General features: G+C 56.7%; 17 protein-coding genes. 10 read left to right on the top strand and 7 right to left on the bottom strand.

Annotation, left to right across the window (positions count from 1 at the left end; all coding sequences use genetic code 11):
- Positions 1-39 precede the first annotated feature (39 nt).
- From FEM41_RS15700 to FEM41_RS15685, 4 genes are all read left to right on the top strand, one after another.
- On the top strand, positions 40-963 hold the full coding sequence (locus FEM41_RS15700) for a DUF7916 family protein (protein WP_138097113.1): 924 nt from the start codon (positions 40-42) through the stop codon (positions 961-963).
- Positions 964-1,041: 78 nt separating this feature from the next.
- Positions 1,042-1,713: a two-component system response regulator PhoP gene (gene phoP, locus FEM41_RS15695; protein WP_138097111.1), complete on the top strand. Its 672-nt coding sequence runs from the start codon at positions 1,042-1,044 to the stop codon at positions 1,711-1,713.
- Positions 1,714-3,174, top strand: coding sequence for a two-component system sensor histidine kinase PhoQ (gene phoQ / locus FEM41_RS15690; protein ID WP_138097109.1), 1,461 nt, complete (start codon positions 1,714-1,716; stop codon positions 3,172-3,174).
- Between the two features lie 65 nt (positions 3,175-3,239).
- Entirely contained in the window at positions 3,240-4,361 is a 1,122-nt protein-coding gene (locus tag FEM41_RS15685; protein WP_138097107.1) for a ribosomal protein uL16 3-hydroxylase, read from the top strand.
- A 67-nt stretch (positions 4,362-4,428) separates the two neighbouring features.
- Here FEM41_RS15685 and FEM41_RS15680 read toward each other — a convergent pair whose 3' ends face one another.
- Together FEM41_RS15680 and pepT are read right to left on the bottom strand one after the other, a co-directional pair.
- Positions 4,429-4,662, bottom strand: a complete 234-nt coding sequence (locus tag FEM41_RS15680; protein ID WP_138097105.1) for a SymE family type I addiction module toxin — start codon at positions 4,660-4,662, stop codon at positions 4,429-4,431.
- Between the two features lie 588 nt (positions 4,663-5,250).
- Positions 5,251-6,480: a peptidase T gene (gene pepT / locus FEM41_RS15675; RefSeq protein WP_138097103.1), complete on the bottom strand. Its 1,230-nt coding sequence runs from the start codon at positions 6,478-6,480 to the stop codon at positions 5,251-5,253.
- A 383-nt stretch (positions 6,481-6,863) separates the two neighbouring features.
- Here pepT and potA point away from each other — a divergent pair, with 383 nt between their 5' ends.
- From potA to FEM41_RS25065, 5 genes are all read left to right on the top strand, one after another.
- A complete protein-coding gene (gene potA, locus FEM41_RS15670) occupies positions 6,864-8,000 on the top strand; it encodes a spermidine/putrescine ABC transporter ATP-binding protein PotA (protein ID WP_138097101.1) in 1,137 nt (378 codons plus the stop codon).
- Positions 7,984-8,841, top strand: a complete 858-nt coding sequence (gene potB / locus FEM41_RS15665) for a spermidine/putrescine ABC transporter permease PotB (protein ID WP_138097099.1) — start codon at positions 7,984-7,986, stop codon at positions 8,839-8,841. The genes potA and potB overlap by 17 nt, the downstream gene beginning before the upstream one ends.
- On the top strand, positions 8,838-9,617 hold the full coding sequence (gene potC, locus FEM41_RS15660; RefSeq protein WP_138097097.1) for a spermidine/putrescine ABC transporter permease PotC: 780 nt from the start codon (positions 8,838-8,840) through the stop codon (positions 9,615-9,617). Before potB ends, potC begins: the two co-directional genes overlap by 4 nt.
- A 1-nt stretch (position 9,618) precedes the next feature.
- Positions 9,619-10,665, top strand: coding sequence for a spermidine/putrescine ABC transporter substrate-binding protein PotD (gene potD, locus FEM41_RS15655; protein ID WP_138097095.1), 1,047 nt, complete (start codon positions 9,619-9,621; stop codon positions 10,663-10,665).
- A 257-nt stretch (positions 10,666-10,922) separates the two neighbouring features.
- Positions 10,923-12,575 carry a methyl-accepting chemotaxis protein gene (locus FEM41_RS25065; protein ID WP_138097093.1) on the top strand — a complete coding sequence of 551 codons (1,653 nt, stop codon included), beginning with the start codon at positions 10,923-10,925 and terminating at the stop codon, positions 12,573-12,575.
- A gap of 56 nt (positions 12,576-12,631) precedes the next feature.
- Here FEM41_RS25065 and cobB read toward each other — a convergent pair whose 3' ends face one another.
- Genes cobB through lolC form a run of 5 tightly spaced genes read right to left on the bottom strand, consistent with a single transcriptional unit; the run spans position 12,632 to position 17,541 of the window.
- The gene (gene cobB, locus FEM41_RS15645) at positions 12,632-13,453 is read right to left on the bottom strand and encodes a Sir2 family NAD+-dependent deacetylase (protein ID WP_138099226.1); all 822 of its coding nucleotides are present in this window, start codon (positions 13,451-13,453) and stop codon (positions 12,632-12,634) included.
- Between the two features lie 15 nt (positions 13,454-13,468).
- Complete coding sequence (gene nagK / locus FEM41_RS15640) at positions 13,469-14,380, bottom strand: N-acetylglucosamine kinase (protein ID WP_138097091.1); 912 nt, start codon at positions 14,378-14,380, stop codon at positions 13,469-13,471.
- A 15-nt stretch (positions 14,381-14,395) separates the two neighbouring features.
- The gene (lolE, locus tag FEM41_RS15635; RefSeq protein WP_138097089.1) at positions 14,396-15,643 is read right to left on the bottom strand and encodes a lipoprotein-releasing ABC transporter permease subunit LolE; all 1,248 of its coding nucleotides are present in this window, start codon (positions 15,641-15,643) and stop codon (positions 14,396-14,398) included.
- A 1-nt stretch (position 15,644) separates the two neighbouring features.
- Positions 15,645-16,349, bottom strand: a complete 705-nt coding sequence (gene lolD, locus FEM41_RS15630; protein ID WP_138097087.1) for a lipoprotein-releasing ABC transporter ATP-binding protein LolD — start codon at positions 16,347-16,349, stop codon at positions 15,645-15,647.
- Positions 16,342-17,541 carry a lipoprotein-releasing ABC transporter permease subunit LolC gene (lolC, locus tag FEM41_RS15625; RefSeq protein WP_168198807.1) on the bottom strand — a complete coding sequence of 400 codons (1,200 nt, stop codon included), beginning with the start codon at positions 17,539-17,541 and terminating at the stop codon, positions 16,342-16,344. The genes lolD and lolC overlap by 8 nt, the downstream gene beginning before the upstream one ends.
- 307 nt (positions 17,542-17,848) lie before the next feature.
- Between lolC and FEM41_RS15620 the strand changes: the two genes are divergently transcribed.
- Positions 17,849-18,910 carry an acyltransferase family protein gene (locus FEM41_RS15620; RefSeq protein ID WP_138097083.1) on the top strand — a complete coding sequence of 354 codons (1,062 nt, stop codon included), beginning with the start codon at positions 17,849-17,851 and terminating at the stop codon, positions 18,908-18,910.
- Positions 18,911-18,974: the final 64 nt, after the last annotated feature.

Raw genomic sequence — 18,974 nt, 5'->3', positions numbered from 1 at the left:
GCGCTACAGTATGTAGCACACCTTAGCAGGGAGCCCGTCATGAAACGCTTTCTTGATTGCAGCGCCTCTGAGCTGCGCGACATCACCAAATCCCAACTACTATTCGCCCTGCGCGCCAGCGAAGGTCGGATTGTGGTCAGTGAAACCATCGGCGCCACCGCACCGCTGCTGAACGGAATTACCAACGCCGAACTGGCCGCCAGCCAGGGCGCCGATATTCTGCTGCTGAATCTGCTCGATGCCGAACAGCCGCAGATTGCCGGTCTGCCGCAAGGCGTTGCCGCCGACGACTGCCTGCGCGAGCTGCAACGCCTGACCGGCCGGGTGATTGGCGTTAACCTGGAGGCGGTAGACCCCGCTTACGCCAGCGATAACCGCGAACTGTGGGGCATGACCCGCGGTCGGGCCGCCACGGCGGAAAATGCCGAAAAGCTGTGGCAGATGGGGGCGCGCATTCTGGTGCTGACCGGCAATCCCGGTAACGGCATCAGTAACCAGGCGCTGGCCGACGCCCTTAAGCAGATTCGTGATGCGGTGGGCGATCGCATGGTGCTGGTCACCGGCAAGATGCACGGCGCAGGCGTGGTGGATGAGAGCGGCCGCCAGCTAATTACCTCCCGGGATATCGCCCGCTTTATTGATAACGGCGCCGATATCGTGCTGGTGCCCGCCCCCGGGACCGTGCCGGGCATGAGCCAGCAGCGGGTCAGCGAACTGATTGAGGAGATCCAGCGCCGCGGCGCGCTGGCGATGACCGCCATCGGCACCTCTCAGGAGGGCGCCGATCGCGAAACCATCCGCCAGATAGCGCTAATGAGCAAAATGGCCGGGGCCGACCTACAGCACATCGGCGATACCGGCTGGATGGGCCTGGCGCTGCCGGAGAATATTTTTACCCTTAGCGTCGCCATCCGCGGAGTGCGCCATACCTATGCGCGCATTGCCCGTTCAATAAATCGCTGAGCCCGCGTCGCGTTGAGCCGGGGTTTACCCCCGGCCGCGTAAAACGGTTTTGTCGTTAACATTATTTAAGGAGTGAACATGCGCGTCCTGGTCGTGGAAGATAATGCGCTGTTACGCCATCACCTGCAGGTTCAGTTGCGTGAGCTGGGCCACCAGGTAGATGCCGCGGAAGATGCCAAAGAGGCGGACTATTTTCTGAATGAGCATATGCCCGATATCGCCATTGTCGATCTGGGGCTGCCGGGCGAAGACGGCATGTCGCTGATTCGCCGCTGGCGCGGCCATGATGTCACCCTGCCCATTCTGGTGCTGACCGCCCGCGAAGGCTGGCAGGACAAAGTGGAAGTGTTAAGCGCCGGTGCCGACGACTACGTGACCAAGCCGTTCCATCTGGAAGAGGTGATGGCACGCATGCAGGCGCTGATGCGCCGCAACAGCGGTCTGGCCTCGCAGCTTATTTCGATGCCGCCGTTCCAGGTGGATCTGTCACGCCGCGAGCTTTCAATTAACGGTAACCTGATCAAACTGACCGCGTTCGAATACACCATTATGGAAACGCTTATCCGCAACGCCGGTAAGGTGGTCAGCAAGGATTCCCTGATGCTACAGCTTTATCCCGACGCCGAGCTGCGTGAAAGCCACACCATTGACGTTCTGATGGGGCGACTGCGCAAGAAGATTCAGGCAGAGCACAACGGCGATGTCATCACCACCGTGCGCGGCCAGGGCTACCGGTTCGATCTCAACTAAATGAAAATTCTGCGCCATTTTCTGCCGCTTTCGCTGCGGGTCCGCTTCCTGCTGGCCACCGCCGCCGTGGTGCTGGTGCTGTCGCTGGCCTACGGCGTGGTAGCGCTGGTGGGCTACAGCGTCAGTTTCGACAAAACCGCCTTCCGGCTGCTGCGCGGCGAGAGCAATCTGTTCTACACCCTGGCGAAGTGGGAAAACGGCAAAATCAACGTCGAAATGCCGGAAAATCTCGACAGGCAAAGCCCCAGCCTGGCGCTGATCTACGATGAGCGCGGTAAGCTGCTGTGGCAACAGCGCCAGGTGCCGCACCTGATCGCCCAGATCCGCAAGGAGTGGCTGCACGCCGACGGCTTCCAGGAGCTGGAGGCCGACTACACCACCAGCCGGGAGCTGCTGGGGGCCAATGCGCTGCTGCAAAATCAGCTCAATGAACTGAGCGACGACGATAAAGACGACGAAACCACCCACTCCATCGCCATTAACCGCTATCCCGCCACCGCCACCATGCCCGCCCTGACCATTGTGGTAGTGGACACCATTCCCAGCGAACTGAAGCACTCTTATATCGTCTGGAACTGGTTTTTCTACGTGATGGTCGCCAACCTGCTGCTGGTGCTCCCGCTACTGTGGGTCGCCGCCTGGTGGAGTCTGCGCCCTATCGAAGCCCTGGCCCGGGAGGTGCGCGAACTGGAAAAACACGATCGCGAAACCCTGAACCCGGAAACCACCCGCGAGCTGACCAGCCTGGTCAACAACCTTAACCAGCTGCTAAAGAGCGAGCGCGAGCGTTACGACAAGTACCGCACCACCCTGACCGATCTGACCCACAGTCTGAAAACGCCGCTGGCGGTGCTCCAGAGTACCCTGCGTTCGCTGCGTACCGGTAAGCTGGCGTTGGAGCAGGCGGAGCCCCAGATGCTGGAGCAGATTAGCCGTATCTCCCAACAGATCGGCTACTACCTGCATCGCGCCAGTATGCGCAGCGGCAGCGCCCTGATCAGCCGCGAGGTGCACCCGGTGGGGCCGCTGCTGGATAACCTGACCTCGGCCCTGAACAAGGTGTATCAGCGTAAGGGCGTCTCTATTTCGCTGGATATCTCGCCGGAGATTGTCTTTATCGGTGAGCGGAATGACTTTATGGAAGTGATGGGCAACCTGCTGGATAACGCCTGTAAGTACTGCCTTGAGTTTGTCGAAGTCTCCGCCCGTCAGCAGGAAGAGACGCTGCACCTGATTGTCGAAGACGACGGACCGGGCATACCGGAAACCCTGCGCGGTCGGGTGTTCGATCGCGGCCAGCGCGCCGATACCCTGCGCCCCGGCCAGGGGGTGGGACTGGCGGTGGCCCGCGAGGCGGCGTCGCAATATCAGGGGCAAATTGTCGCCGGAGAAAGCCCGCTGGGCGGCGCGCGCATGGAGGCGATTTTTGGTCGCCAGCGTCCGGGTGAAGCCGAAAGCTGAAGCCCGCCCCGGCCTTCATGTATACTTGGTACAAGTCCGAAACCTCACGCCGCAACGGAAAATATATGGATTACCGCTTAGAGTTAAACTGGCCCGACTTTATTCAACGCTACTGGCAGAAGCGCCCGGTGGTGTTAAAGCGCGGCTTTCAGAGTTTCGTCGATCCCCTTAGCCCTGACGAACTGGCCGGGCTGGCGATGGAAAGCGAAGTGGACAGCCGACTGGTCAGCCACCAGGACGGTAAATGGCAGGTCGGCCACGGCCCCTTTGAAAGCTACGATCACCTTGGCGAGACCAACTGGTCGCTGCTGGTACAGGCGGTGGATCACTGGCACGAGCCTGCGGCGGCGCTGATGCAACCGTTCCGCGCCCTGCCCGACTGGCGCATCGACGATCTGATGATCTCCTTTTCAGTGCCCGGCGGCGGCGTGGGGCCCCATCTGGACCAGTACGACGTCTTTATTATTCAGGGTATTGGCCGCCGCCGCTGGCGGGTGGGCGAAAAGACCCCCATGAAGCAGCACTGTCCGCATCCCGACCTGCTGCAGGTCTCCCCCTTTAACGCCATTATCGATGAAGAGCTGGAGCCCGGGGATATTCTCTATATTCCGCCCGGCTTCCCGCACGAAGGCTACTCGCTGGAAAATTCGATGAACTATTCGGTGGGCTTCCGCGCCCCCAGCGGCCGGGAGCTGATCAGCGGCTTCGCCGATCACGTGCTGGAGCATGAGCTGGGCAGCCGCCGCTATGGCGACCCGGAGATTCCTCAGCGCCAACACGCAGCGGATATTCTGCCGGAAGAGCTGGATAAAGTGCGGGCCATGATGCTGGAGCTGATCGACGATCGCGATAACTTCCGCGAGTGGTTCGGCGAATTTATCAGCCAGTCGCGCCATGAGCTGGACGTTACGCCGCCGGAGCCCCCTTATCAGCCGGACGAAATCTACGACGCGCTCCAGCAGGGAGACGCCCTGCGCCGCCTGGGCGGGCTGAGGGTGGTTCGTATCGGCGAAGAGATTTATGTGAACGGCGAGCGGGTGGAAAGCCCGCACCGCCCGGCGCTTAATGCCCTGGCGGAGAGCATCACGCTCGAAGCCCGCCACTTTGGCGAAGCGCTGGACGATCCTTCGTTCCTGGCGATGCTGGCGGCGCTGGTGAATAGCGGTTACTGGTACTTTGCCGAATAAGCCTTGCAGGCAGCGATAAAAATCCCGGGGTCAGTGATGGCGCCGGGATTTTTCAGTTTTATCGCCTCTACACCGGGCAAATCATTATTCTGCCCGGCTCAATGTGCACCTTCACCAAACCGCCGGTTTCGAATCCGGCTTCACCCAGCCAGTGGCCTTTCAGATGCAGACTGGGGCTGCGGTCGTAGTAAGTTGTTTTGCAGGTCAGGCTATTTTCGTGACGCGGGATGATATATCCGACGGTCAGGTTGCGTTGGGTTTTGGAAATAGCGGGGTGTGGATTATGATGGGTGTCAGCCATAATCAACTCCGTGTTAGTTGGTTGTGGTGAGCGGCCTGTCAGTGTTATCAGCACTGGCGGGTCGCGTCTGGGTTAATAAAGGTGTTTTGCTGCTGTGCTCCTTGCTTAATAAAATACTGGCTATCGTTATTTTAACCTGTAATAACTTACAGTAGTGGCCTTTATATTTTATTCCTGAACCTTATTCGCAATATTTAAATGGGTTTTCAGCTTTGTTTCATTGGGGGGATATTTTCGCGACGGTGCTGTGTGCGGGGAGAACATGCCACGCCGGAGAAGGTTCCGTTCACTTTAAGGTGATTTTTCTTATATCAGTTCCGGAACCGGTGAACGGAACAGTCCACTACCGCCCCATATTCCACCGCTTTTATTCTGAAACAGAGCCTCAGGAATGATATTGACTACCAGGCGCCGGAGCTGCCTGTCACCCTCACCCCGGCCCTCTCCCTGGAAGGGAGAGGGAGTATTCCCCTGACCCGTTCACCGGCTGTGAATCAACAGAGAAGCAGTCACGCAAAGTGAACGGAACAGCCCACCGCGTCATTATATTCTGCCGCTGTTATTCTGCGCCGAAGCTACCAACCACTCTCAACCCGCCCGCTGAGCCGTCAGCTCAGCGATACGCACAATCACCGCCACCGCTTTCTCCATCCCCTCCAGCGTCACAAACTCATGCTTACCGTGGTAGTTATAGCCGCCGGTAAACAGGTTCGGACAGGGCAGCCCTTTAAAGGAGAGCTGCGCGCCATCGGTACCGCCGCGAATCGGCTTCATCTGCGGTTCGATACCGCAATCCACCATCGCCTGACGGGCCAGATCCAGAATATGCGGATGAGCAGCCACCTTATCGCGCATATTGTAGTAGCTGTCCTCAATAGTCAGTTCGATATAACAGTCGGGATGCAGCCCCTTCCCAACCTTTTTGGCAATCTCCATCATGGTGCGTTTACGGGCTTCAAAACGCTCGCGATCGAAGTCGCGAATGATGTAGTGCATCTCGGCTCGCTCAACGCTGCCCTTCATGCTGTGCAGGTGATAAAAGCCGTCATAGCCGTCGGTACACTCCGGGGTTTCATCGCCCGGTAGCGCGGCCTGAATACGCGCCGCCAGCGACAGCGCATTCACCATCACCCCCTTCGCCGAACCAGGGTGAACGTTATTACCCACAATGCGAATGCTGACCGAAGCTGCGTTAAAATTCTCATATTCCAGCTCGCCCACGCCGCCGCCGTCCACGGTATAGGCCCAGCGGGCATTAAAGGCCTCCACATCGAAGTATTTAGCCCCTTTACCCACCTCTTCATCCGGGGTGAAAGCGATACGGATATCACCGTGCGGAATGTTCTGCTGCTTGAGGATTGCCAGTGCGGTCATAATCTCGGCGACGCCCGCTTTATCATCCGCCCCCAGCAGCGTTTTACCGTCTGTGGTAATCAGCGTCTGCCCCAGCAATTGATGCAGCACCGGAAACATCACCGGCGACAGCACCTCGTCGCCAATTCCCAGCGCGATATCGCCGCCGCGGTAGTTTTCCACGATCTGCGGATTCACGTTCTTACCGCTAAAATCGGGAGAGGTATCGACATGAGAGATAAACCCGACAGGCGGCACATCGCCTGCGACATTGGCCGGTAGCGTCGCCATTAGCGTGCCGCGATCGCTGAGCGTGACGTCGGTAAGCTTCAGCTCTTCCAATTGCGTTTTCAACAACCGCAGCAGCTTCCACTGCCCCTCGCTGCTCGGCACATGCTTCACGCCCGGCTTCGACTGGGTATCCAGAGAGACATAATGCAGAAAACGCTCGAGTAATTTATCCATCTATCCGCCCTCATGTTAGTACTGGTCATTATCCGGAAGAGCCCGGGAATAAATATTGAGTCAGGTCACTATTAGCCCTGTATCGCCGAGATTATTCTTCAGCGCTGCGTGAATGGCGTACTATTTGTCTATCCTTCTATTAGATTATTAACTAAATCGCCATGAATCTTGCACCTATAGTCCTCAAAGCATTGGCGATTTTTGCGGTTTGCCGTAGAATGCCTGCCCTCAGACAGTACCCCGGCCTGATACACCGATACTGGCGGGGTATTCCGGTCAGTACCGTCGCGCGTTATGTCCGTCGGGGTACCGATTTGTTATGTACCGCACCCTGAGGGGGTATACCACACACCCAGCGCCGTATTGCCAACTGGCGCGTTAATATGGGACAGAGTAAGAAATTGAATACACAGACTCGTTCACTTTCACCGCTGGTGCAACTGTCGGGAATCGGTAAGAGTTTCGATGGCAAAACCGTTATTTCCAACCTCTCCCTGACTATCAATAATGGCGAATTCTTAACGCTGCTTGGCCCTTCCGGTTGCGGAAAGACCACGGTATTACGGCTTATCGCTGGTCTGGAAAACGTCGATACCGGCACCATCTCCCTTAATGACCAGGATATTACCGAAGTTCCGGCGGAAAGCCGCTACGTCAATACCGTCTTTCAAAGCTACGCGCTATTTCCCCATATGTCGGTATTCGACAATGTGGCCTTCGGCCTGCGAATGCAGAAGTGCCCCAACGCCGAAATCGCGCCCCGGGTCACCGAAGCGCTGAAAATGGTGCAGCTGGAAGAGTTTGCCCGGCGTAAACCACATCAGCTTTCCGGCGGCCAGCAGCAGCGGGTGGCTATCGCGCGCGCCGTGGTCAATCGGCCTAAGATCCTGCTGCTGGATGAGTCGCTCTCAGCCCTGGATTACAAACTGCGTAAGCAGATGCAGAACGAGCTGAAAGCGCTGCAGCGTAAGCTGGGCATCACCTTCGTGTTCGTGACTCACGATCAGGAAGAGGCGCTGACCATGTCGGACCGTATCGTAGTGATGCGTAACGGTATAATCGAGCAGGACGGCTCGCCGCGTGAAATCTACGAAGAGCCGAAGAACCTGTTTGTGGCGCGCTTTATCGGCGAAATCAATATCTTCGACGCCACCGTGATCGAGCGGGTAGATGAACAGCGGGTGCGGGCAAGCGTAGAAGGCCGCGAGTGCCATATCTATGTCACCTTCCCGGTCACCCAGGGCCAGCGTCTGAAAGTGCTGCTGCGTCCCGAGGATCTGCGAGTGGTCGAAATCAACCACGAAGGCGAGGCCGAAGGGTTTATCGGCTATGTACGCGAGCGCAACTACAAGGGCATGACCCTGGAATCCAGCGTCGAGCTGGAAAACGGCAAGATGGTGATGGTCAGCGAATTCTTTAACGAGGACGACCCCGACGTCGACCATTCGCTGGATCAGAAAGTGGCTATCACCTGGGTAGAAAGCTGGGAGGTTGTACTGGCTGATGAAGAACTCGAATAAATTCCAGAATGTGGTAATCGCCACCATCGTCGGCTGGCTGCTGCTGTTCGTCTTTTTACCCAATCTGATGATCATCGGTACCAGTTTCCTGACCCGGGACGACGCCAACTTCGTAAAGATGGCCTTTACGCTGGACAACTACGCCCGGCTGATGGATCCGCTCTACTTCGAAGTACTGCTGCATTCGCTGAATATGGCGCTGATCGCCACCCTCGCCTGCCTGGTGCTGGGCTATCCCTTCGCCTGGTTTCTGGCGCGACTGCCCGAACGGATCCGTCCGCTGATGCTGTTTTTGTTGATAGTCCCGTTCTGGACCAACTCCCTGATTCGCATCTACGGGCTGAAGATCTTCCTGAGCACCCGCGGCTATCTGAATGAGTTCCTGCTGTGGCTTGGAGTGATCGACACGCCGATCCGCATTATGTACACCCCATCGGCGGTGATTATCGGCCTGGTCTACATTCTGCTGCCCTTTATGGTGATGCCGCTCTATTCCAGCATCGAAAAGCTCGATAAGCCGCTGTTGGAAGCGGCCCGGGATCTGGGCGCCAGCAAGTTGCAGACCTTTATCCGCATCATTATTCCACTAACCATGCCAGGCATTATCGCCGGTAGCCTGCTGGTGATGCTGCCAGCAATGGGGCTGTTCTATGTCTCGGATCTGATGGGCGGCGCCAAAAATCTGCTGATCGGTAATGTGATTAAGAGCCAGTTCCTGAACATCCGCGACTGGCCGTTCGGCGCAGCCACCAGCATTACGCTGACCGTGGTGATGGGGCTGATGCTGCTGGTGTACTGGCGCGCCTCGCGCCTGCTGAATAAGAAGGTGGACCTGGAATGATGGGACGTTGCCTGCGTGGCGGCTTTATGGCCGTCATCTACGCCTTTTTATATATTCCGATCGTGATTCTGATCGTTAACTCCTTTAACCGTTCACGCTTCGGTATTAACTGGCAGGGGTTCACCACCCAATGGTATGAACTGCTGTCCAATAACGACAGTCTGCTGCAGGCGGCCCAGCACTCGCTGACCATGGCGGTGCTCTCTGCCAGCTTTGCCACCGTGATCGGCTCCCTGACCGCAGTGGCGCTCTATCGCTACCGCTTTCGCGGCAAGCCCTTCGTTAATGGCATGCTGTTTGTGGTGATGATGTCGCCGGACATCGTGATGGCTATCTCGCTGCTGGTGCTGTTTATCCTGCTGGGGATTCAGCTCGGTTTCTGGTCGCTGCTGTTTTCCCATATCACCTTCTGCCTGCCCTTTGTGGTGGTGTCGGTCTACTCGCGTCTTAAGGGTTTTGATGTGCGGATGCTGGAGGCGGCGAAGGATCTGGGCGCCAGTGAATTCACTATCCTGCGTAAAATCATTCTGCCGCTGGCCATGCCTGCGGTAGCGGCCGGCTGGCTGCTAAGCTTTACTCTGTCCATGGACGACGTGGTGGTCTCTTCGTTCGTCACCGGGCCGGGGTATGAAATTCTGCCGTTGAAGATCTATTCAATGGTGAAGGTCGGCGTTTCGCCCGAGGTGAACGCTCTGGCCACTATCCTGCTGGTGCTGTCACTGGTTCTGGTGATTGCCAGCCAGCTCATTGCGCGAGATAAAACACAGGGGAAGTAAAATGAAAAAATGGTCACACCACCTCCTGGCGGCAGGCGCTCTTGTTCTGGGTATGAGCGCCGCCCACGCAGATGATAAAACGCTCTACTTCTATAACTGGACCGAGTATGTGCCCCCCGGCCTGCTGGAACAGTTCACTAAAGAGACGGGCATTAAGGTGATCTACTCTACCTATGAGTCCAATGAGACCATGTATGCCAGGCTCAAGACATACAGAGAAGGGGCTTATGATCTTATCGTGCCCTCCACCTACTTTGTCGATAAGATGCGCAAAGAAGGGATGATTCAGAAGATCGATAAGAGCAAGCTCAGCAACTTCCATAATCTGGATCCGGATATGCTGAACAAGCCGTTCGACCCCAACAATGACTACTCCATCCCCTATATCTGGGGCGCCACCGCCATTGGCGTTAACGGCGACGTGATGGATCCGAAGAGCGTGACCAGTTGGGCCGATCTGTGGAAGCCGGAGTATAAGAACAGCCTGCTGCTGACCGATGACGCCCGGGAAGTGTTCCAGATGGCGCTGCTGAAGCTGGGCTATTCGGGCAATACCACCGATCCCAAACAGATTGAAGCGGCCTATAAAGAGCTGCAGAAGCTGATGCCGAACGTGGCGGCCTTTAACTCAGACAACCCGGCCAACCCCTATATGGAAGGCGAAGTGAATCTGGGGATGGTATGGAACGGTTCCGCCTGGGTGGCGCGGACTCAGGGCGGTACGCCGCTGGAGGTGGTGTGGCCGAAGGAAGGCGGTATCTTCTGGATGGACAGCCTCTCAATTCCGGCTAATGCCAAAAACGTCGACGGCGCGCTTAAGTTGATTAACTTCCTGCTGCGCCCGGAAATCGCGAAGCAGGTGGCGGAAACCATCGGCTATCCGACCCCGAACCTGGCGGCGCGTAAGCTGCTGGACCCATCCGTCGCCAACGACAAATCGCTCTATCCGGACAAGGCGACCATCGAAAAAGGCGAGTGGCAGAATGACGTCGGCCAGGCCAGCGCCATCTACGAGTCTTATTATCAGAAGCTGAAGGCGGGGCGTTAAATACCCCTATCTCCCCCGCAATCGCCCCTTGCTCGTTATATTGAATAAGGGGCTTTCACTTTTCTTTTTAAGAGTTATCCAGTCACTTTTCTCCCTCTGGCCACCCTATTTCGCACCGCTAATGGTGTGGAAAAATATCGACAAAACAATCTGTTACAGCCAATCCCTTTGCCACAGTCGCCTGCATACCGCAAATAAAGATTTCTGTCAGAATTCCGATAATATCTTTAATCTTTGTTCTCTAAGGAATGGAAAGCATGCTAAGCAAAATAAAAATCATCAATGGAATACTGACTGCAATTGGTTTGTTCGTTATTCTCCAGTTAGTTTCCGGGGGGCTGTCTTATAACGCTATGAGAACCAATCAAAAGAATATTCAGGAGTTAAATCACCTTTCTCACCAACTGACTATCCTTGAAAGTAGCTGGAGTAATATGCTACAGGCGCGAATTGAACTTAATCGCGCAGCCCTGCGTGTTATAGGCGATGACAACATTGACGTAAATGAAACCCGGGAAAAAGAGAAAAGCCTGAAATCTGCAGAACAGCTACTCAGAACGACGCAACAAAAAATCATAGAATTTAGCAAAATGCCACAGGACCAGATGGCGCCAGACGTTAGAAAAAACGTTATTGAGGCATTCCATAACTATGACACCGTCCTGCATAATTTCATGTCTATGATACAGGGGCGTAATTTTCAAGGCATATTAACCACCCGCTGGCAGGATCATCAGGAAGAGTTAAGGCATCACTATGATACCTTCCAACAGAGTAGCCAGCGATTCTATCAGTCGGCATTCGAAGAGTCGCACCACGGATATCAATCTGCAATCTGGAGCCTGATAGCCAGCTTAATCATCATGGCTATCATCACGATAGTGGTCTGGCGGGGCTTTCATCATATTCTGCTGCGACCGCTCAGAACGCTGATGGAAGCGATTCATCATATGGCCGCCAGCGACCTGACCAGGGAAATTGATATCACAGGCACCAATGAAATGGGGACACTGGCAGCTAACTTTCGCGATATGCAGACGGCGCTGGCAAGCACCGTTGGTGAAGTCCGGGTCAGTGCCAACGCAATACATACAAGGGCGATGGAAATCTCCGCCCGCAATACCGATCTCTCTTCCCGAACCGAACAACAAGCCGCTTCACTGGAAGAAACCGCTGCCAGCATGGAAGAGTTAACCGCAACCGTAAAACAAAACTCTGAAAATGCCACTCATGCAAACAACTTTGCCCAGGAGGCCTCAGAGATCGCCCGCCAGGGTGGCGAAGTCGTTAATAAGGTCGTGACGACCATGGATACGATCGTTTCCAGCTCCCAAAAAATTGCCGAAATCACCAACACCATCGATGCCATTGCTTTTCAGACCAACATACTGGCGCTGAATGCGGCTGTTGAAGCAGCCCGAGCCGGGGAACAAGGCAGAAGTTTTGCGGTCGTCGCAGGCGAAGTCCGCAACCTTGCACAGCGTAGCTCGAAAGCGGCGGGTGAAATTAAACAGCTTATTGATGACTCCTCCAGCCAGGTCGCTCATGGTTCAGTACTGGCCAAAAATGCGGGTAACACCATGCAAGAGGTTGAGAAAGCCGTAGCTCGCGTCACCGATATCATGGGAGAAATTGCGCTGGCTTCCGAGGAGCAAAGCCGGGGTATCAGCCAAATCAGCATAGCCATTTCCGAAATGGATGTTGTGACGCAACAAAATACCGGTCTGGTTGAAGAATCTGCGACTGCGGCGCATACGCTGGAAAAAGAAGCCAACAACCTGATAAGTTCGGTCGCCGCATTTAAAATCGATCAATCCGGCGCGCATACAATGAATAAAAAAACGCCGCCTGCCACAATCTCCCCTCTTCCTGTTGCCGAAAACACAAACAGCTCATGGGAAACCTTCTGACGGCATCGTTCTTTCCCCTTCCTGATACAGGAAGGGGATTTGCGTGAAATCTAAAATCACATCTCTTTCAGCAGTTCTTCGATATACGCTGGCACCACTTCGCTCGCCATACCATAGTGCTTCTCTTCAAATTCGCTGCCGACCTGGCTCGGCTCCAGGTTCAGCTCCACGGTATGAGCGCCCTGTAACTTTGCTTCGTGTACAAAGCCCGCCGCCGGATAGACATGACCCGAAGTACCGATGGCGATAAATAGATCGGCGCTGGCCAGTGCCTGGTAAATTTCATCCATCTGCAGCGGCATTTCGCCAAACCAGACCACGTGGGGACGCAGCAGCGCCGGAAACTGGCAGCAGTGGCAACGCTCGCCGGGTTGGACATCCCCTGCCCATTCCAGCACCTGGCCGCTGCGTTCGCAGCGCACCTTCAGCAATTCACCGTGCATATGGATGATATTGTGATTCCCTGCCCGCTCGTGCAGGTTATCGATATTCTGAGTCACCAGCAGAAAGCGATCGCCCAGCGCCTGTTCCAGTTCGGCCAGCGCCAGATGCGCGGCGTTGGGTGCGATCTCCGGCTGGGATAGCTGACGGCGGCGTTGATTATAGAAGTTCTGCACCAGCTCTGAGTCACGAGCAAAGCCTTCCGGGGTGGCAACATCCTCAACCCGATGCTCTTCCCACAGACCATCGGCGGCGCGAAAGGTACGGATACCGGATTCGGCGGAGATCCCCGCGCCGGTCAATACCACTACTCTGGGTTTATCCATAGCGTCCGATCCCATTCTGTCGTTGAAAAATGCCCGCTGGCGCTGGCGTTCGCGCAAACGACGCTTGCTTCTTCGGAAACGGCTAAGCCTGTTCAGACGGCGCGATTGTATCATCATCCTCTGCGGTTACTCCTTCAGATGCAAAAAAGCGGCGCCGCGCATACCGCCCGCGGCGCCGTGACGCGCGCGCTCGATAGGCGGCACCCGGGCGGCAGGCAGCAGGTGGCGCGGCAGTCGGGCGGGTAGCGCCTCTATCAGCTCGCTAAAGCCGGACAGGCCGCCGCCAATCACCACCAGATGCGGATCCACAACAGTTAACAGATTAGCCATACAGACCGCCAGCAAGTCAAGATAGCGCGCGACATGCTCCCGGGCCTGGCTATCCCCCGCCTGCCAGCGTTCAACAATTTCCGGCGCCGTCAGCCGACTGCCATAGTGATGCTGCCACAGCCAGGCGAAGCCGCCGCCGGAAAGATAGTTTTCGATACAGCCGGACTGGCCGCAGCCGCAGCGCAGCAGCGGAATATCGCGCCCCAGCACCGTCAGGGCATCCACCGGCAGTCGGGTATGACCGAATTCGCCGCTAAGCCCGGTCTGACCGCTAATCACGCGGCCATTCATTACCAGCCCGCCGCCCACGCCGGTGCCCAGAATCAGCCCCATCACCAGAGGGTAGCGACGAAACTCATCGTCCCAGGCCTCGGACAGGGTGAAGCAATTGGCGTCGTTTTCAATCCGCACTTCGCGCTCCAGCAGCGCACTCAGATCGCGGCCCAGCGGGCGACCGCTGGCGGCGGGAAGATTGGCGGCATAGAGCGTGCCGTCGGCGCTGGCCGGCAGCCCCGGAATACCGATGCCGACGCTGCCCGGCTCGCCGTACAGCGCATCGGCTTCCCGGACCATCCCAGCCAGGGTATTCAGAAAGCGTGAATAGTCGTCATGCGGCGTCGGCACACGGGTTTCACGCACCAGACGCCGCTCAGAATCGTAGACGCCCAGCGCGATTTTACTGCCCCCGATATCAAAGCCGTAAAACATGGCCTCTCCTCGCCGTTACTGACCGCTCAGCACCCGGGCCGGGTCGAGATTGCTGGCGCGCCGCGCCGGATACCAGCTGGCAAGCAGGCTCAGCACCAGCGCAGTTAACAGCACCCAGACCACATCCATGGCGTGCAGCTCGGACGGCAGGAAGTCGATAAAGTAGATATCGCCGGACAGGAAGTGATGCCCGGTAATCGTTTCAATAAAGCGGATAATATCGGTCAGGCGCCAGGCGGCCAGTACACCGATAATCACGCCCACCACGCTGCCCAGCAGCCCTGCCAGCAGTCCGTACCAGACGAAAATGGCGCGAATCAGCCCATCCTTCGCCCCCAGGGTGCGCAATACCGCGATATCGCCGCTCTTATCCTTCACCGCCATCACCAGGGTGGAGACAATATTGAAACAGGCCACGCCAATCACCAGCACCATCGCCAGATACATAATGGCGCGAATCATCTGGATGTCGCGGTACATATAGCCGTAGGTGCCAATCCAGCTCTTAATATAGACGTAGGCATTGGTCACTTCCCCGGCATCACGCACCAGCTTATTGGCGTTAAAGACATCGTTAACCTTGATGGCGATACCGGTGACGCTGTCCCCCATATCGAGATAATTCTGGGCGTCCTGCATCGGCACCATGGCGAAGCTGTGGTCTAGTTGGCCGCTAAGCTGCAGGATACCGGCTATCTGCAGGCGCACCCGTTTGGGCTGCAGCAGCTTCTTACCGCCGTCGGAATTGTCGGGGATCATGATCGAGATCCAGTCCCCCTGCTTCACCTTCAGGGCATCGGCCACCCCTTTACCCAGGATAATCTGCTGGGCACCGGCGCGGAAATTGCGCCAGGCGTTGTTCTGGACAAAGGACGGCAGCGCGCTCAGGCGCTGTTCCTGCTGAGGGTTAACCCCCTTCACCTGGATGGCGCGCAGATTGGCTCCGCTTTCCACTAGCCCGGTAAAATTGATATAAGGCGCGGCGGCAACGATACCTTTCACCTTTTCCACCCGTCCCAGCACATCGTTCCAACCGTTAAACGGCTGGTGTACCGGCTCGATTTCACCATGGGGCACCACCGCCAGAATGCGGTTATTCAGCTCGCGCTCAAAGCCGTTCATGGCGCTAAGGCCTACGATCAGCACCGCCACCCCCAGCGCGATACCCACGGTGGAGATCACCGAAATCAGCGATACCATGCCGCTGCGCCGCCGACCGCGGCTAAAACGCAGCCCAATCAGTAACGAGAGAGGTGAAGCCATTTTACTCCGCCCCCATCAGCGTCAGCCGATCGCTCAAATGACCGTCGCGCATCTCCAGCCTGCGGGTCATACGCCCGGCCAGTTGCAGGTCGTGAGTCACTACCAGGAAGGCGGTGCCCTGACGGACATTCAGCTCGCCCAGCAGCTCAAAAATGGCGTCGGCGTTGCGGGCGTCCAGGTTACCGGTCGGTTCATCCGCCAGTACCAGACGCGGCTGATTCACCAGGGCCCGGGCGATAGCGACGCGCTGACGCTCCCCGCCGGACAGTTCAGAAGGCCGATGACTGGCGCGATGTTCCAGCCCCACCGCCGCCAGCATTTCGCGAGCGCGATTTTGCGGCTCATCGCCTTTTTTATGGCCAATCAGCAACGGCATCGCCACGTTTTCCAGCGCGGAGAAATCCGGCAGCAGATGGTGGAACTGATAGATAAAGCCCAGCTCGCGGTTACGCAGTTCAGCTTTGGCCGCCGAAGACATGGAAGACAGAGAGCGGCCGTCAAAAATCACATCGCCGGAGGTCGGCGAATCCAGGCCGCCCAGCAGGTGCAACAGGGTACTCTTGCCGGAGCCGGAGCTACCGACAATCGCCATCATTTCGCCGCTGCCAATGCTGAAGCTGACATCGTGCAGCACGTCCGTCTGCACTTTCCCCTCCTGGTAGCGTTTGCACAGTTTGTCGCACTGCAACAGGACAGAATTACTCATAACGTAAAGCCTCGGCGGGTTGAGTGGCGGCGGCGCGCCAGGACGGATACAGCGTGGACAGCAGCGCGACGGCCATCGCCACCAGCGCGATACCCACCACCTGCAGGGGAACAATCGCCACCGGTAGCGCCGCGCCATCAAGCACAGCGCCAATAACCGGCATCAGATTATTCAGCTGGCTGGCCAGCAGCGTTCCTAACGCGGCGCCCAGCAGCGCGCCGATCACGCCAGCGCTGGCCCCCTGGACCATAAACACCGCCATAATCTGGCTGCGGGTCAGCCCCTGGGTCTGGAGGATCGCCACCTCGCCCTGTTTTTCCATTACCATCAGTCCCAGCGAGGTGATGATATTAAAGGCAGCCACCGCCACGATCAGGCTCAGCAGCAGCCCCATCATATTCTTTTCCATACGGACGGCCTGAAACAGTTCACCCTTCCGATCGCGCCAGTCCTGCCAGTGGGTCCCTTCCGGCAGTCTCTGTCGGCTGAGGCTGTCCACCGCCAGCGGATTCTCAAGGTAAAGGCGCCAGCCGGTGATGTTACCCGTTGGATAGCGCATCAGGCGCGAAGCGTCCTGAATATTGACCAGCATCTGATAACCGTCCACCTCGCTATTGGCGGCGAAGGTGCCAATCACGGTAAACAGTCGCTGGCTAGGCACCCGCCCCATAGGAGTGAACTGGCTGGCGGAAGGCACCATCAGGCGGATACTGTCGCCGGGACGCACGGCGAGCTGCCCGGCAAGCTGCTCGCCGAGAATCACGTTATAGCGCCCTTTTTCCAGCTGCTGCTGCTTTACATTCACCAGCCAGGGCGTCAGCGGATCTTTTTGCTGCGGGTCGATGCCCAGCATTACGCCAACGGCCACGTTATGGGGGCTTTGCAGCACCACATCGCCGGTGGTCAGCGGCGATGTGCGCGTGACACCCTGTAACTTTAACTGGTCCGCGGGTAGCTGTTCAGGATTTACCGAGCCTTTGTCGGCGGTGATCAGCGCCTGAGGCATTAGCCCCAGGATGTTGTTCTGCAGCTCGCGTTCAAAGCCGTTCATCACCGACAGCACAGTGACCAGCGCCATCACCCCCAGGGTAATGCCGATGGTGGAGAGCCAGGAGACGAAGCGACCGAAGCGATCCGCTGCTCGCCCACGCATATAGCGCAGGCCAATAAATAACGCGACAGGTTGATACATGAAGTCCGTGTAACCGCGATTTGGCAAATGAACAGGCAGTATATAAGCGATACGGTAGCGGGTAAATGAAAGATAGCGCGGCATAATGCCCGGCTGTTACAGAAAATCACTACTGAATCAATCTGATAACCATGGCATACAGGCAGAGCCCCGATTCCGTGATTTCCGCAACTTGCGGTTAAAACCACCCTGATCCTTTTCCGAATTTTGGCAAAAACCGCGAAAAACAGACAATTCGAGGTAGAGATGTGTCCATAGTACTTTCAGGATGGGCGCTTCGAGCAAAAGCAAATACGGCCTGGTAAGTATGAAAAACAAACAACTTTGGATAAATCAGATCAAGGGCATGTGTATCTGCCTGGTGGTGATCTATCACTCCGTCATCACCTTTTATCCGCACATTTTGCCGCAGCTTACGGGGAACGCGACTTACCTCGCTAAGCTGTGGGTCTATGGCAACCTCTATCTGGCGCCGTTCCGCATGCCGGTGTTCTTTTTTATCTCTGGTTTTCTGATCACCCGCTATACCGATCAGGTGCCGTGGCGCGGCTGCATCAATAAACGGGTGTGGAATATCGCCTGGGTACTGGTGCTGTGGGGCGTGATCCAGTGGCTGCTGATTAGCCATATCAATCAGTGGATCCCAGGGGTTGAGCATAACCCGGCCTCCAACGCCGCCTATGCTGAAACCCTGGGCCAGTTTGCCTTCAGCATGCTGACCGCCGGAACCAGCCTGTGGTATCTGTATGCGCTGGTGGTCTACTTTATCGGCTGTAAGCTGCTGCATCGCTATAAGAACCTGGTCTTCCCGCTGCTGATTCTGGTGAGCGTGGGGATAAACTTCCTGCCTACCCCGTTCTGGGGCATGAACAGCGTGATCCGCAATATGCCCTATTACGCCATGGGCGCCTGGTTCGGATCACAACTGGTGGAAATGATGAAGCTGTGGCAGGTCATGAAACGGCCTCTGCCGCTGATCGCCGCCCTGGTGGTCGCGCTGGCGCTCTACTTTAAGAACGTCAATCTGCCGCTGTCGATGCTGTCTATTCTGCTGATCATGAAGTGCTTTTTCACTATGGAGCAAAAGTTTGGCAGCAGCCCTAACTCGCTGTTCAACGTTATCGGCTCCAACACCATCGCTATCTACACCACCCACCGGATTCTGGTGGAAGCGTTAAGTCTGGTGGTGATCGGAATGTTTAACCAGCATCGTCTGTCATCCGGCGTCGAGATAGCGATACTGTTGTGCTATCCACTGTTCAGCTTAGGTCTTTGTACCCTACTGGGGCTGGTGATGCGCCGCCTGTCCAAAATCGCCACCGGCGATCTGCTGTTTACACCCCCCCGCGGTCTGGTGGCCGAACGTTAACCCGCCTGCGCCCCCAAATTTTGGGGGCGTCATTCCTGTTTTATACTGTAATCAGTGCAACGGT

The organism is Jejubacter calystegiae (assembly GCF_005671395.1).
Classification (GTDB): Bacteria; Pseudomonadota; Gammaproteobacteria; order Enterobacterales; family Enterobacteriaceae; genus Jejubacter; species Jejubacter calystegiae.
The sequence above is the reverse complement of the archived record's forward strand: the minus strand, read 5'-3'. Positions and strand labels throughout refer to the sequence as shown.

Coding starts and splice junctions, on each gene's coding strand:
- FEM41_RS15700 (WP_138097113.1), top strand. CDS start 40: ATGAAACGCTTTCTTGATTGCAGCGCCTCTGAGCTGCGCGACATCACC.
- FEM41_RS15620 (WP_138097083.1), top strand. CDS start 17,849: ATGAAAAACAAACAACTTTGGATAAATCAGATCAAGGGCATGTGTATC.
- FEM41_RS15685 (WP_138097107.1), top strand. CDS start 3,240: ATGGATTACCGCTTAGAGTTAAACTGGCCCGACTTTATTCAACGCTAC.
- potC (WP_138097097.1), top strand. CDS start 8,838: ATGATGGGACGTTGCCTGCGTGGCGGCTTTATGGCCGTCATCTACGCC.
- nagK (WP_138097091.1), bottom strand. CDS start 14,380: ATGTTTTACGGCTTTGATATCGGGGGCAGTAAAATCGCGCTGGGCGTC.
- potA (WP_138097101.1), top strand. CDS start 6,864: ATGGGACAGAGTAAGAAATTGAATACACAGACTCGTTCACTTTCACCG.
- pepT (WP_138097103.1), bottom strand. CDS start 6,480: ATGGATAAATTACTCGAGCGTTTTCTGCATTATGTCTCTCTGGATACC.
- FEM41_RS25065 (WP_138097093.1), top strand. CDS start 10,923: ATGCTAAGCAAAATAAAAATCATCAATGGAATACTGACTGCAATTGGT.
- lolE (WP_138097089.1), bottom strand. CDS start 15,643: ATGGCTTCACCTCTCTCGTTACTGATTGGGCTGCGTTTTAGCCGCGGT.
- lolC (WP_168198807.1), bottom strand. CDS start 17,541: ATGTATCAACCTGTCGCGTTATTTATTGGCCTGCGCTATATGCGTGGG.
- FEM41_RS15680 (WP_138097105.1), bottom strand. CDS start 4,662: ATGGCTGACACCCATCATAATCCACACCCCGCTATTTCCAAAACCCAA.
- potB (WP_138097099.1), top strand. CDS start 7,984: ATGAAGAACTCGAATAAATTCCAGAATGTGGTAATCGCCACCATCGTC.
- phoQ (WP_138097109.1), top strand. CDS start 1,714: ATGAAAATTCTGCGCCATTTTCTGCCGCTTTCGCTGCGGGTCCGCTTC.
- lolD (WP_138097087.1), bottom strand. CDS start 16,349: ATGAGTAATTCTGTCCTGTTGCAGTGCGACAAACTGTGCAAACGCTAC.
- phoP (WP_138097111.1), top strand. CDS start 1,042: ATGCGCGTCCTGGTCGTGGAAGATAATGCGCTGTTACGCCATCACCTG.
- potD (WP_138097095.1), top strand. CDS start 9,619: ATGAAAAAATGGTCACACCACCTCCTGGCGGCAGGCGCTCTTGTTCTG.